We start from the raw sequence: 13450 nt of genomic DNA on the forward strand, positions 1-13450 counted from the left end.
CCGACACCGATTTGTTCGAGCCGTACGTGGCCGCGGTCGGGGTTGGCAGTAGGAGATGCCTACTTCCGCCCGGTTCGATCAGGTCGGGCAGCCCGTACGGGTGGCCGGGGCCTTTGCCGTCACGGGCGCACGGGGTCGGCAGCACCGGCCCTGACGAGGTCACGGCGGATGGCCAGCAGGAACAGCCGGTCGCGGCGGTGGGCGGCGCCGATGTCGGACGCGCGTAGGCATATCCACCGTGTGTCGTACCCGAGCGCGGCCAGGTCGGCGTGGACTGTGTCGAAGCCGCGGCGCAGGAGCGCGGCCACGTTCTCCACGAAGACCAGCGGGGGTAGAAGCGCGCGAACGGCGTCGGCGACCGCTGTCCAGACACTGGAGTTCTTGCCGGTGATCCCGGCACGCTTGCCGGCGTTGGAGATGTCCTGGCAGGGGAAGCCTGCGGTGATGATGTCGACCGGGGCGACCTTGTTCCAGTCGACGGTGCGGATGTCGCCGAGGTTGACGACGTCCGGCCAGCGGAAGGTGAGGACTTTCTGGGCGTGCGGGTCGGTTTCGGCGTACCACTGGAGTCGGCCGCCGAGGACGGCTTCGGCGGCGAGGTCGAGGCCGCCGTAGCCGGTGCACAGTGATCCGATGCGGAGCCCTGTTGCGGGCGGCGAGGTCGCGGCAATCACGCCACCTCCCGCAGCCCGGTCCCCGCCGGTGTCGGCGGTACCGTCTCCGCGGCCGGATCGTTTCGTGTGGCCGAGTCCGGCGCCGGCTCCGCCGGGTGCGGGCAGGACCATGGCCCGCACCCCGGTGTCTCCTCCGGGCCAGCGGGCCGGGGTCGCAGGTCGACCTGGTCGAGGGGGATGCGCTGCCGGTGCAGGAAGAACTGTCCGCGCAGTGGGTGCCCGTCGGCGGTCGCCCGGGCGGAGCCGTGCCTGATCCTGCGGTCGAAGTCGACCGCGTTCGCCCACCCATCCGGATCCTGTTCGCGGAGGCGGACCCATTCGGCGTCGGTGTGGAAGGGGCACCCGATGCAGGCCGAGCGGGGGGTGTCGGCCAGGCCGTGTTCGGCCAGGAACGCCGCGCAGTCGCCGCGCCGCCACGAGAGGTCCAGCAGCGGGAAGACGTTGCGCATGTAGGCGACGTCGGCGTCGCGGGCCCGGTGCACCTCGTCGACCGAGATCCCGATCGCCATCTGCGCGAAGACGTCGGCCGGCACCCGCGCCGGGTGGGGGTAGCCGAGCCGGCGGCGTACCTCCGCCTTGATCGGACGGATCTTGTACTCGCTGGTGCATTGACGCCGCGCCATGCCCTTCTCGCCGCCCGGGCCGAGGGTGAACAGGGGCATGGACGCGAACCGGTGCGCGGGGTCGAGGGCGTCGTCGCGGATGTTGCCGGTCGACACCCGGATGATCGGAATGCCGGCCGGCTCGGCGAGCGCTTGCAGCCGGCGCAGATGCGCATAGACCGCGGCCGGCTCCCAGCCGGTATCGGCGAAGACCGCCGCGTCGAACGGCGCAATCCGGCCGTGGACGGCCAGCAGCAGCAGCGCCGAACTTTGGATGCCGGCGCCGAGCGAGAGGTAGCGGGCGGCGGGTGCAGTCACGCCACCACCTCGCTTCCAGGACCCGGCGCCTGGAACACCAGGACGTCCTCGTGCGCGATCAGGTGCATCGGCGCGCCCGCGGTCCGCGCCTTGCGGACCGCTTGGAGCTGGAAGAAGCTGGGCCGTGCGACGAGACCGCCGTCGCGGACCGCGGCGAGCAGGGCGACACACCGGTCCACCGGAATGAGCCCGGCCCGCAGGCCGGCGCCGATCACTGCGGACGGCAGGTCGACGAGGTGGCCGTTCTTGCGCCACGGCCGGGCGGTCACCGCCACGAACCCGCCCGGGCGCAGCAGCACCCTGCAACCGGCCAGGATCTGCGCGAACCCGTCGGCCAGCCCGGTCAGGTCGCGGTAGGCGAGATTGCCCTTGTCGGTGCCGTCGTTGTAGGTGTTGTCGGACTTGCGGACACCGTCCTCGCCCGGGTTGACGAGACCGTGCACGGTCGGCCCGTACGGCGGCGAGGTCACCACGAGCGCGACCTGCCCGGTCAGAGCGGCCGGGACCAGCGACAGGATGCTGGTCGCGTCGCCGCGGATGACCCCGGCCCGGCCGGTCGCACCCTGGGCGTGGGCGTGCTTGATGTTGGCGTCGGCGATGTCGGACCACCGGGACTCGTACTCGACGCCGACCGCGTCACGGCCGGCGTGCACGGCCTCGACCAGCGTGGTCCCGATCCCGCACATCGGGTCCAGCACCAGGTCACCCGGCTCGGTGTAGTGGGTGATGGCGTGCTCGGCGATCGCCGGCAGCATCCGGGCGGGGTGCTTGACCGACTCGGCCACGTACCGGCCCTTGCGCTGCACCGGCCCGGTCGACTGCGCGGTCGCCCACACGCTGAGCCGGTCCGGCTCATCGCTGCGATGGCGGCCGCCGCCCTCGGACCGGTGCCGCCCGCGCGCCTTCTCGGAGCCGGTGTCGGTGCGAGGGGTGCTCGGGCGCGGCTCAGCCACGGCGACCCCCACCCTGCCGGTCCGTCCCGCCGCGCGTGCGCCGGGCAGAACCGGGCTGCCGGATCTGGCTGAACACCAGCAGGTCAGCGTGCACCCGAACGTGCTGGGCCTGCCAGCCGTCGGTGGCGCTGGTCAGGGCGAGCAGCTCCTCGTCGGTCGTGAGGTGGTAGATGAACGCGTCGCCGTCGGTGTCGGCGGCGACCGCAACGATGTGCTGCAGGTAGCCGAGCCGGACCCCGGCGGCGGCCTGCACCACGCCGGTGAAGTCCTCCGGGGCCGGCGGGGTGCCGGTCGCGACGGCGACGACGAGGATGAGGCAGCCGCCGGGACGCAGCAGCTGCGCGCAGGCGCTCAACAGCCAGGCCAGGCGCACCCGATTGGCGGCCGCGCCGTTGGCGTCCAGGGGCCAGCGGGCGACCACCAGGCTGGTCACGCCGTGCAGTGACCCGTCGGCGGGCAGGGCGACCGGCGTGCCGGCCGCATGCAGGTCGCGGTCGGTGAGGTCGTCACCGAACCAGAGGGACACCGCCGGCGGATCGACCTCGTCGGAGTCCTCGGCGTCGACCTCAAGCACGCCGTCGGTGAACGTCGTCGGGCTGGGCGGCCCGACGATCATGCTGGCGGCGTCGGTGAACCACGCCGGACGGTGCTCGCGGCCCCCGATCGCGCAGGCGCGGGTGAGGGCGTGTCTGTCGGTGAGGTCGACGACGATCTCGCCGGGGCGCGAGTAGGCGGCGATCAGGCGCTCGGCCAGACGGGCGCCGATGGAGCGGCCGGCGTCGGCCTCGGTCCGGGCGGTGCGCCAGACGGTGATCGGGGTCGGCGGGTCACCGGCGACCAGATCGGTCTGCGCCCCATCGAGCGGGGCCGGGTCGGTGGATGCGGGCAGGGCGGTGTGGTGCTGCGGCGTGTGCTCGCTCATGAAGTGTCGGCTCCGCGCCGCGCCGTGATGCGCTGACACCTCCACAACGGGTTTTGTGCGCTGTGGCGAACACTCCCCGGTCTGTCAGCGATCCAACAGAATTCCGACACCACGGCGTTGTCAGAAACCCTGTGAGACCCGCTCCGGCGTGTTCGCGGAGCGTGCGAAGCGGTGTCAGATGGCTGTGAGATGTCGGCCGCCGGTTCGAGACGCCTCGACGGTTTCCGTCAGAACCGGCCTGCCGGCTCGGCGAACATACCGGGCTTGCCCGCGACCGTCGTGAACGTCCTGAACAGCGGAGCTTTGTCGGACCAGCGCCAGACTTCTCCGGCGTACGGCGTCGGCGCTGTCAGAAACGCCACGGCCGCAGACAGACGGGCGCCGACCTGCACTGTCGGTGCCTTGTCGGAAGCCCGTGGCCCAATCGGACGGCACCACAGCGCGGCGTCTGGACAGATGTCGCCGACCCACCGCCGTTGATCAGGGGAGTTCGTGGATGACCACCACCGATTGGCCCGACTCGCCGCTGGCCGCCGTCGAGGTCGCTTTCGCCGGCCTGACCCGGGGCCCGGATCCTTTGATGCTGGACCTGGAGCCGCTGCGGGAGGGCACCGACTTGCCCATGGGCTGGATCACGGTTCGTGCGCTGGACCGCTGGCTGCTCAAGCACCCACGGTCGTATGCCGCTCGCGACGCCGTATGGCGGGAGCTGATCCGCCGTGCCCGCCTCGACGGCCCGGCCTGGGTGATCGCCGCAACCGCCCTCGCGCTGCCCGCGCTGCGCCGCTATGCCGGTCAACTCGCGCGCGGCTGGGCGCACGATACCCACGACCTCGACGCGGAGATCCTCACCGGTTTCCTGACCGCGCTGCGCGACCGCGTGGACCTGGTCCGTCCTGCCCCGTACGCCGCGTTGTGCAAGGCCGCGTGGCGGGCCGGGCACGAGCTGCGCGAGCGTGACGGCGCCGAGGCCATCCCGCTGCCCGACGAGATCCTCGAGCACGTGACCGGACCCCGTACGCCCAAGCGGCCGTGGGGCCACCCCGATCTGCTGGTCGCGCGTGCGGTGCAGCTCGGCATCGTCGACGCCGACGATGAGCAGCCCTACATCGATCTTCGGCTGGGCCGCCGGGCCATCGAACCGATCGCCGCCGACCTGGGCCTGGAGGTGGACACGTTGCGCCGCCGCGTCAAACGCATCGACGCCCGCATCGCCGAGGCCGTCAGCGACGGCACCCTCACCGAGGCGACCTCGCCTCAACTGCGCGAGGAATGGATGCGCAAGGCGCAGCAGCGTCAACGTATTCGGGCCACCCGCCGGATCCCCGCGGCGTCTCCGCTGCTTGTCGGCTGACTCGACTACCACTTCCATCCACGTGGGCCCGACACCAGGTGTCGGGCCCACAGGCGTAGTGCTTCACGGGGAGCACCGTTGCCGCGGACCAGCGGGCTCGCCTCTCCGGCCGCCTCACATGTTCAGGCACTCTGCCCCGGACGGATGCCGCTTTGCGCGGCCGGCACGCGCTGCCGATGTATCTGCACCCTGCCCTGACCGCCCAGGCGATGTGCAGACCTGTGCCGACCTATGCCCGGCTGCAAGATGTCGAGGCGAACCAGGAGCTCGCGTATCCATTCCATACGAATCGGTACTTACTGACGCTATATGTGATCTTGTAGTTGTTCATGTGCTGATACGAGATGGTCCGTCCGCCGCTCACCACCTGCGTGACCATGCTCGCGCCGTCCCCAAGGTTGTCATCGATGGTCCAGAGGTGGTACTCGTGGGCGCCGGACGAATTCTGGTGCCAGTTCCAGATGCCTGTACCCAGAGGTTTGCCGTTGTCCGCGTGGAAGAACATCTGCCGTTCGCCGTTCGCAGTGGATCCGTCGCAGCTCCCACCCAGGGTGAATGCCTGGGCGGGAACCGCGGTGAGGGCAAGCACCGATGCGCCGAGCAGCGCCACGGTGAGCCCGCGGATGATGTGTCGCTTCACATTGACTCCTTCGCTGAACGATCGTCGCGCCGAAGGGCCGACGGCGCCTGACGAGTTGGCGTGCAGGGTGGTCGAAGCGCGCCGCAGCAAACGAACAGACATGATCGACCTCCGGGAGGTGGCTGGCGATGGACACAGTGCATCAACCCGATCGCTGTCCGGGTAGTGTCCGGGCCATTTCCGCACTGTCCGGAACGGCGTCGAACACGCCGAACAGCTAAAAGGCACGATCATTCCGGCGCTCTGTCGCAAGGATGGTCTGGATCCGGCCATCGGCATCCAGGTGCCAGGCGAAGCGGCCGCTCTCGTCGGCAGCCGCAGTCCCGACGCGGCTTACCCACCTGGGCGGTGTATCCCCGAACCTGGCCCTCGATCAACCAGTGCCCGCAGCCGGTCGGCCACGCACGTGGGCAGCCGGTCGGTGACGGTCGACGCCTCGGTGTTGCTGGCCCGGTCGTTGACCGCCGAGCCGATGCGTCCCGGCTGGAGCAACGCGCTGCGGATGGGAGCCTCGGTGTTGCCGCACCAGCAGCTGCTCGACATCGATGCCGGCTGCGGCACGCGGCGGCCCGCCCGGTGATCGTCCCGGGAAACCATCGTCTGCGACCACGGCAAAGCGTTCATCTCGCACACATTCCGGGCATCCTGCCGGTTCTTGGTCATCAACCTGCAGCCCGCCCGCGAGGCAACCCCGACCAAGGCTCCACCCGGCGGTGACCGCGGCGAGGTCGGCGTTCAAACCGGTGGCGAACCGTCTGATGCCTGGCATCGCGGCCTGCTCTGCTGCGCTGACCTGCTTCGTCAGATTCGCACCCGCGCTGTCAGACCGGTGTCAGACCGGGGAGTGTTCGCCATAGCGCACAAACGCCGTTGTGGGGGTGCGGAACCGCTGAGACGCCGAAGACACGGCGCCGAACCTGGCGGTGTCCGCTCGCTTTCGGGCCCAGGAAAAGGGCCGACGCGAGCCGAGGTGCCTCGGGTGCCGCGCCCTTTGATGCGCTGACACCACATCGAACGCCGAACCCGAATGGGAGGACGAGCTCCTCTCGAGGCCCGGACGCGTCGACATCACCTTTTCCTGTGCTGCCCGGCGGCGGTTCCCGCATCCGTTGTTTCGAGCATCGCCGCGCAGCGCGCTTTCGAGCGCGGTGCGCGGCGGGAGGTGAATCCCGTCATGTCCCGTATCGAGCGAGCACGTCCGCGTGCCCAGCGCCGTCGCCGTCGTCTTTTCCCGCCCTGCCGGTGGGCGCGGCGGCACGCCGCCGCGCCCACCGCCGTGGTGGCGCTGATCCTTCTCACTCCTGCCGCCGCGCACGCCGATTCCGGCACCGTCGTGCTGGCGGCGAAAACACTGCCGCAGGTAGTCGCCGGTCTGCAGCAGTGGCTCATGGGAATCCTGGCCTCGGTCGCCACGCTGTTCCTGGTGCTGGCCGGGGTGTACTGGGCGACCGCCGGCGGTGACCCGGCCCAGGTCGACAAAGCCAAGGGCGCGCTGCGTAATGCGCTGGTCGGCTACGGCCTCGCGGTGCTGGCCCCGGTGCTGTTGCAGGTCGTCAAGGGCATCGTCGGAGGCTGATCATGGGCTGGATGCTCGACGGCGTCCTGGACTGGTTCGCTGACCTGTTGGTGGACAGTCTCAACGCGCTGATCAAGGTGATCACCGACATCCTGCTGATCACCCCGGACGTGACCACCTTGCCGCAGGTGCAGGCGCTGACCGGCCGCGCCGTGTGGATCGTCGACACATGTTTCGCGCTGGTGTTCCTGGCTGCCGGAACTTTGACGATGGTCGCCGGTGGCGACGAACGATCCCGCTACACCGTCAAGGATCTGCTGCCGCGCTGCGTCGTCGGGTTCGTCGCGTCGCACCTCTCCCAGCTGGTAGCCGGCAAGATGATCGAGCTGGCGAACGCGTTGACCGCGGCGCTGACCGCACAGGATCTCGACCAGGCCGGCGCTATCAAGGCGATGCGCGAGCACATCATGATCAGCGCTGAGACCGGGGGCGGGCTGTTCGTCGTCTGCCTGGCGATCATCCTGTTCCTGATGGCCGCCACCTGCTGCTCGTCGGTCGTCAGGTTCATCGCCGCGATGGCGCTGGTCGCCGGTGGGCCGATCGCGCTGGCCTGTCACGCGTTGCCGCAGACCGATCCGATTGCCCGGCTGTGGTGGCGGTCCCTCGCGGGGGTGCTGGCGGTGCCGGTGCTGCAGGGCACGGTGCTGTATGCCGCGCAGTGGATGCTGCTCGACCCCGACGCGATGCTGCCGAAGATGGGCATGCTGATCGAGCCCGGCAGCATCCTGAATCTGTTCATCGTCATGGTGCTGCTGTGGATGTGCGTGCGGATCCCGAGCCTGGTGCGCCGCTTCGCGATGGAAGGCGGCCGTAGCACCAATTTCCTGAGCATGGTGATCCGGGTCGTGGCCGTGCAACACCTGGCCAGGCTGCTGCCTGGTGTCGGAGGTGCCCGGTGACCGGCGACCGTGACACCGGTGGGCGCGCCCGGATGCCGGCGGACGTGGACGCCCCGGACAAGATCGTCTACGGGCTGACGTTCCGGCAACTGGCGATCCTCGCGGTCGCCGCCGTCGTCTTCTACGGTGCCTGGCAAGGCCTGCACGACCTCGTGCCGACACCGTTGCTGGTCGGTGCCGCAGTCCTCGGCGGTGGCCTGGTCTTCGGTCTGGCCGTCGGCCGTCGGGACGGATTGAGCCTAGACGCCTGGCTACTTGCCGCTGTCCGGCATTCCCGCACGCCGCGCGCCCTGTCGACCGTCGACATCAGCACGACCGTTCCGGACTGGGTCGAGGCGCCGACCGGGCGGGTGATGCTGCCCGCGCCGTTGAAGCTGCCCGCGGACGCGATCAGCGACGACGGCGAGATCAGCCTCGGCGGCACTCACGCGGCGATGGTCGCGGCGACCACCGTGAACCTGGCGCTGCGCACCGGCGACGAGCAGGCCGCGCTGGTCGACACGTTCGGCCGGTGGCTCAACAGCCTGTCGACGGCGACGCAGATCGTCGTGTCCGCGCAGCCGGTCGACCTGCACTCGCACGCCCGCACTCTCGCCGCGGCCGCCGACCGGCTGCCGCACCCGGCTCTGGCAGAGGCCGCCGCCGACCACGCGACGTTCCTCGACGACCTGGCCCAACGCCGCGATCCGTTGCGCCGGCAGGTCCTCATCGTCACCCGCACCAGCGCCGAGGAGCGCGGCGAGCACGCCGCACGCCGCCGCGCGGACGGCACCGTCCGCGCCCTGTCCGGGCTCGGCGTCACCACCCGGGCGCTCGACGGGCACGCCGCGACCGCGGCCCTCGCGGCGGCGGCGGACCCGTACCGGCCGCCACGCCCCGGCGGCCTCGCGGCACCGGAAACCGTCATCACCGGCCCCGGCCCGGTCCTGCCCTCCAGGAGACGATCGTGAAAACCCGAACCCGCCCCCGTACTACCGGCCAGGACGCCGCTCGTAGCGGCGCGTCCTCGGCATTGGCCGCCACGAGCGCCCCCGCCTCCGTCGAGGTGACTCCACGTTTCCTGCGGGTCGGGGACGGCTACGCCGCCACCTTGGTCGTCACCGGCTACCCGGCCGAGGTCGGCCCGGCCTGGCTCGAACCCCTGCTGTCCTGGCCGGGCCGGCTCGACCTTGCCCTGCACATCGACCCGATCCCCGCCCCGACCGCCGCGGCCCGGCTGCGCACCCAACGGGCCCGGTTCGAATCGTCGCGGCGCGCCGACGCCGTCAACGGCAAGCTGGCCGACCCGTACGTGCAGGCCGCCGCCGAGGACGCCGCCGACTTGGCCGAACGGCTCGCCCGCGGCGCGGCGAAACTGTTCAAGGTCGGCCTGTATCTGACCGTGCACGCCCGCACCGAGCCGGAACTGCTCGAGGCGTGCGCGCAGGTCAAAGCCGCCGCCGCCTCAACGTTGATCGACGTGCAGCCGGCGACGTGGCGGCACCTGCCCGGCTGGACCACCACCCTGCCCCTCGCCGTCGACAGCCTGCAGATGCGCCGGACCATGGACACCCAGGCCCTCGCCGCCGCGTTCCCCCTCGCCAGCGCGGATCTGCCGGCGCCGCTGCCCGGCGACCCCGCCGAGACCGGCGGCGTGCTCTACGGGATCAACCCGGACTCCCAAGGCATCGTCTGGTGGGACAGATGGGCGCAGGAGAACCACAACAGCATCGTGCTGGCCCGGTCCGGCGCCGGGAAGTCGTACTTCGTCAAGCTCGACATCCTGCGCCAGCTCTACCAGCAGGTCCAGGTCTCCGTCGTCGACCCCGAGGACGAATACCTGCGCCTGGCCGACGCGGTCGGCGGCACCACCGTCCGGTTGGGCAACCCGGGCGTGAAGATCAACCCGCTTGACCTGCCCGTCGGCGACACCCGCCCCGACGTGCTCACCCGCCGCGGCCTGTTCCTGCACACCCTGATCGCGGTGCTGCTGGCCGAGGTGCCGCCGCCGGCCGAACGCGCCGCCCTGGACCGGGCGATTCTCGCGGTGTACCGGCAGGCCGGGATCACCGCCGACCCGGCCACCCACCACCGGCCCGCCCCGCTGCTGCGCGACCTGACCGCGATCCTGGAAACCGACGCCGATCCGGCCGCCGGGCAACTCGCGGCCCGGCTCGCCCCATGGGTGCACGGCTCCTTCGCCGGCCTGTTCGACGCGCCGACCACCACCCGCCCCGGCGGTCACCTGGTGGTCTGGAGCTTGCGGCAGCTGCCCGACGAGCTGCGCACCGTCGGCACCCTCCTCGCCCTGGACGCGATCTGGCGCAGCGTCGACGCCCCAAGCCCCAGCGGCCTGGGAGTCCGCCGCCTCGTCGTGGTCGACGAGGCATGGCTGCTCATGCGCGACGGCGAAGGCGCCCGCTTCCTGTTCCGGATGTCGAAGGCCGGCCGCAAACGCAACGCCGGCCTGAGCGTGATCACCCAGGACGTCGCGGACGTACTCGGCACCGACCTCGGACAGGCCGTGGTAGCCAACGCCGCCACCCAGATCCTGCTCAAGCAGGCGCCGCAGGCCATCGACCAGGTCGCGGACGCGTTCGGGCTGACCGCCGGTGAGCGCCGGCTGCTGCTGTCCGCCCGGGTCGGGCACGGACTGCTGATCTCCGGGACGAACCGGACCGGGTTCGAGGCGATCTCCTCGGCCGCCGAGCACGCTCTCGCCACGACCACGCCCGCCGAGCTGGCCGGCCTCGACGACGAGGCCGACCTATGACCGCCCCGCCGCGCACCCTCCTGCCGTCGCTCTCTCCGGCGCCCGGTCCGTCAGGGCCGGGCGCCGGTGTCATTCCGGCCCCGGACGCGCCGGCGCAGTGGATCCTGCACACGCTCGCCTGGGCCGCCCAGCGGCCCTGGCTGCTCACCGTCGCCGCCGGCCTGCTCCTGGTTTGGATCGCCGGCCGCAACCTCCTCGCGGGGTGGCGGCACCGGCGCCACGCCGAGGGCGCCCGCCTGGTGACGGTGGCACCACCGCCGCAGGTCGACGCGCACCACGCGGCCGCGGTGTGGGCGAACCTGCACGGCACCCTCACCCCCTCCACCCGGCGCCGGCTGCTCTACGGCAGCCCGCACCTGGTCTGGCAATACACCTGGACCGGCCGGCACCTGCTCATCAGCGTGTGGGTACCCGGCACCGTCCCGCACGGCGCCGTCGAAGCCGCGATCCGCGCCGCCTGGCCCGGCGCCGCCTGCACCACCGGCACCGCCCGCCCACCGATCCCCCTGCAAGCACAGATGGCCACCGGCGGGCACCTGCTGCCTCAAGCGGCCGAATGGCTGCCCCTGCAGACCGAGCACGACGCGGACCCGCTGCGCGCGCTGATGTCGGCCGGCTCCCAGCTCAAGAACGACGAGTACGCGTGCGTGCAGATCCTCGCCCGGCCCGCCCCACCCCGCCGGGTGGCGCGGGCCCGGCGCGCCGCCGGCCGGCTGCGCGACGGCAAGACCGCCCTGCCGGCGATCAACCCGGCGGCGCCGCTGCTGTGGATCCTGGACCTGTTCCTGCCCGGCAGCACCCCGAACCCGCGCACGACCGGCACCACCCGCCGGGATCCGGGCGTCGAACGCGACGTCCGGGCGGTCCTGGACAAGACTGTCCACAGCCTGTGGACAATCGGGATCCGGTACGTCGTCGCCAAGGACAGCGACCGCGGGGGTGCCCGGGCGCAGGACCGGCTGCGCGGGATCGCCGACACCATCGCCTCCGCCTACGCCGTCTACGCCGCCCGCAACCGGCTCGCCCACCGCATCCGGATGCGGCACCCGGTAGCCGTCGCCGCCGCCAGGCGGCTCGGCGCCGGCTTCCTCGCCTGCACCCCGGAACTCGCGGTCCTTGCCGCCCTGCCGCAGGACCTGGCGGTTCCCGGCCTCGACCGGGCCCGCGCCAAGTCGATGCCGGCCCCGGTCGCGATCCCGACCGGCGGGCGCGGCAGGAAGGTCCTCGGCGACGCGGAAGTCGGCGGCCACCCCGTCGCCCTGTCCGTCTCCGATGCCCGCTACCAACTGCACGTGGTCGGCTCCACCGGCAGCGGCAAGACCACACTGCTGGTGAACATGGCCGTCGACGACATCCTCGCCGGGCGCGGCACCGTGGTCATCGACCCGCACGGCGACCTGGTCCTCGACATCCTCGACCGGCTCCCTGCCCGGATCGCCGACCGGGTGGTGATCTTCGACCCGGACCAGCCCAACCCGCCCACGATCAACCCCCTCGAAGGCGACGACCCGGACCTGGTCGTCGACAACCTCGTGAGCATCTTCGGCAACATCTTCGCCAAGGCCTGGGGACCCCGCATGGACGACGTCATGCGAGTCAGCTGCCTCACCCTGCTGCGGCACGCGAACGTCACCCTGCAGCACATCCCACCGCTGCTCAACTCGGCGCAGTTCCGGTCGGCGATGACCGTGGGCCTCGACGATCCGGCCGGACTGTCCGGCTTCTGGCAGTGGTACGACACCCTCAACCCGGCGCTGCGCTCCCAGGTCATCGGCCCCGTCCTGGCCCGGCTGCGCGCGTTCCTGCTGCGCGACTTCGTCCGACGCACCATGCGCTACCCGAAGTCGAGCTTCGACATGGGCCAGATCCTCGACGGCGGAGCGCTGCTGGTCCGCATCCCGAAAGGGCAGCTGGGTGAGGACACCAGCAAACTGCTCGGCAGCCTGATCCTGGCGCAGGTGTGGCAGGCCGCCACCGCCCGCGCGAGCGTCGAGCCCGAACGGCGCCGCGACTGCAGCGTGATCATCGATGAGGCACAGAACTTCCTCACCCTCGCCTCGTCACTGGACACGATGCTCGCCGAGGCCCGCAAATACCGGATGGCCCTGACCTTGGCGCACCAGGACCTCGCGCAGTTCCCGAAAGACCTGCTGGCCGCGGCGTCCGCCAACGCCCGCAACAAGATCTATTTCTCGGTCGCGCCGGAGGACGCCCGGGTCCTGGCCCGGCACACCCTGCCCGAACTCGACGAGCACGACCTCGCCCACCTGGACGCCTACACCGCCGCCGCCCGCCTGGTCGTGGCCGGCCGACAGACCCCGGCGTTCACCTTCAAAACCCGGCCACCGAAGCCGGTCATCGGCGAGGCGGCCGCGATCCGGCAAGCCGCCGCCGCCCGTGTCCCGGCGCAGGACACCAGCGCGATCGACGTGCTCGTCGAGCAGCTCTCCACGCAGGCCGACACCAGCAGCCGGGGCGGGCGCACGAACGGCGGCAAACCGAACCGCTGACCATGCGATGGCCGATGACGACAACATGCCGCCTTGAGAGTGCGACAGGCCGCACGAGTCTGTCAGCGCAGCTCGCAGCGCTTCGTCGGCTCTTCCCTACGGGCTTCACCCGTCCTTCACCACTGATCGCCCGGTGCCGTGACAGACCCGCCGGGCGCTCGCTGTTTCCGCAGCACGCCGCCGAGTGCCGGCCCCGGCCGGCGCTCCGGCGACTGCGACACCCCTCCCACGGAGGGACAACCTTCTCGCC

General features: G+C 71.4%; 12 protein-coding genes. 7 read left to right on the forward strand and 5 right to left on the reverse strand.

Going from position 1 to position 13450, the window contains the following annotated elements; all coding sequences use genetic code 11:
• Nucleotides 1–119 precede the first annotated feature (119 nt).
• The 4 genes from BJY16_RS08935 to BJY16_RS08950 are packed head-to-tail and all read right to left on the reverse strand — an operon-like array spanning nucleotide 120 to nucleotide 3469.
• Nucleotides 120–674, reverse strand: coding sequence for a DNA cytosine methyltransferase (locus BJY16_RS08935; protein ID WP_239177082.1), 555 nt, complete (start codon nucleotides 672–674; stop codon nucleotides 120–122).
• Nucleotides 671–1594, reverse strand: coding sequence for an adenine nucleotide alpha hydrolase family protein (locus BJY16_RS08940; protein WP_239177084.1), 924 nt, complete (start codon nucleotides 1592–1594; stop codon nucleotides 671–673). The genes BJY16_RS08935 and BJY16_RS08940 overlap by 4 nt, the downstream gene beginning before the upstream one ends.
• Entirely contained in the window at nucleotides 1591–2547 is a 957-nt protein-coding gene (locus tag BJY16_RS08945; protein WP_185038605.1) for a TRM11 family SAM-dependent methyltransferase, read from the reverse strand. Before BJY16_RS08945 ends, BJY16_RS08940 begins: the two co-directional genes overlap by 4 nt.
• Nucleotides 2540–3469: a hypothetical protein gene (locus tag BJY16_RS08950; protein ID WP_185038606.1), complete on the reverse strand. Its 930-nt coding sequence runs from the start codon at nucleotides 3467–3469 to the stop codon at nucleotides 2540–2542. The genes BJY16_RS08945 and BJY16_RS08950 overlap by 8 nt, the downstream gene beginning before the upstream one ends.
• Before the next feature lie 496 nt (nucleotides 3470–3965).
• On the opposite strand from BJY16_RS08950, the gene BJY16_RS08955 reads away from it, so the two are divergent.
• Nucleotides 3966–4823, forward strand: coding sequence for a hypothetical protein (locus BJY16_RS08955; protein ID WP_185038607.1), 858 nt, complete (start codon nucleotides 3966–3968; stop codon nucleotides 4821–4823).
• A 229-nt stretch (nucleotides 4824–5052) separates the two neighbouring features.
• On the opposite strand, the gene BJY16_RS08960 is transcribed toward BJY16_RS08955, so the two are convergent.
• Nucleotides 5053–5565: a hypothetical protein gene (locus BJY16_RS08960; protein WP_185038608.1), complete on the reverse strand. Its 513-nt coding sequence runs from the start codon at nucleotides 5563–5565 to the stop codon at nucleotides 5053–5055.
• 319 nt (nucleotides 5566–5884) lie between these two features.
• On the opposite strand from BJY16_RS08960, the gene BJY16_RS46395 reads away from it, so the two are divergent.
• The 6 genes from BJY16_RS46395 to BJY16_RS08990 all read left to right on the forward strand — a co-directional run bounded on the left by BJY16_RS46395 (nucleotide 5885) and on the right by BJY16_RS08990 (nucleotide 13200).
• Nucleotides 5885–6043: a hypothetical protein gene (locus BJY16_RS46395; protein ID WP_203758958.1), complete on the forward strand. Its 159-nt coding sequence runs from the start codon at nucleotides 5885–5887 to the stop codon at nucleotides 6041–6043.
• Between the two features lie 594 nt (nucleotides 6044–6637).
• Nucleotides 6638–7039: a pilin gene (locus tag BJY16_RS08970; protein ID WP_185038609.1), complete on the forward strand. Its 402-nt coding sequence runs from the start codon at nucleotides 6638–6640 to the stop codon at nucleotides 7037–7039.
• A 2-nt stretch (nucleotides 7040–7041) separates the two neighbouring features.
• Entirely contained in the window at nucleotides 7042–7938 is an 897-nt protein-coding gene (locus BJY16_RS08975) for a TrbL/VirB6 family protein (RefSeq protein WP_185038610.1), read from the forward strand.
• Nucleotides 7939–7970: 32 nt separating this feature from the next.
• Nucleotides 7971–8888 carry a PrgI family protein gene (locus BJY16_RS08980; RefSeq protein WP_185046347.1) on the forward strand — a complete coding sequence of 306 codons (918 nt, stop codon included), beginning with the start codon at nucleotides 7971–7973 and terminating at the stop codon, nucleotides 8886–8888.
• 62 nt (nucleotides 8889–8950) lie between these two features.
• Nucleotides 8951–10690, forward strand: a complete 1740-nt coding sequence (locus tag BJY16_RS08985) for a VirB4 family type IV secretion system protein (RefSeq protein WP_221502457.1) — start codon at nucleotides 8951–8953, stop codon at nucleotides 10688–10690.
• Nucleotides 10687–13200 (forward strand): ATP-binding protein, encoded by a 2514-nt coding sequence (locus tag BJY16_RS08990; RefSeq protein WP_185038612.1) that lies wholly within the window; start codon nucleotides 10687–10689, stop codon nucleotides 13198–13200. The genes BJY16_RS08985 and BJY16_RS08990 overlap by 4 nt, the downstream gene beginning before the upstream one ends.
• Nucleotides 13201–13450 lie beyond the last annotated feature (250 nt).

This window comes from Actinoplanes octamycinicus (genome assembly GCF_014205225.1).
GTDB classification, from domain to species: Bacteria; Actinomycetota; Actinomycetes; order Mycobacteriales; family Micromonosporaceae; genus Actinoplanes; species Actinoplanes octamycinicus.

Excerpts from the sequence above, each read along its gene's own strand:
- BJY16_RS08980 (WP_185046347.1), top strand. The coding sequence starts at position 7,971 with ATGCCGGCGGACGTGGACGCCCCGGACAAGATCGTCTACGGGCTGACG.
- BJY16_RS08975 (WP_185038610.1), top strand. The coding sequence starts at position 7,042 with ATGGGCTGGATGCTCGACGGCGTCCTGGACTGGTTCGCTGACCTGTTG.
- BJY16_RS08970 (WP_185038609.1), top strand. The coding sequence starts at position 6,638 with ATGTCCCGTATCGAGCGAGCACGTCCGCGTGCCCAGCGCCGTCGCCGT.
- BJY16_RS08955 (WP_185038607.1), top strand. The coding sequence starts at position 3,966 with ATGACCACCACCGATTGGCCCGACTCGCCGCTGGCCGCCGTCGAGGTC.
- BJY16_RS08960 (WP_185038608.1), bottom strand. The coding sequence starts at position 5,565 with ATGTCTGTTCGTTTGCTGCGGCGCGCTTCGACCACCCTGCACGCCAAC.
- BJY16_RS08950 (WP_185038606.1), bottom strand. The coding sequence starts at position 3,469 with ATGAGCGAGCACACGCCGCAGCACCACACCGCCCTGCCCGCATCCACC.
- BJY16_RS08990 (WP_185038612.1), top strand. The coding sequence starts at position 10,687 with ATGACCGCCCCGCCGCGCACCCTCCTGCCGTCGCTCTCTCCGGCGCCC.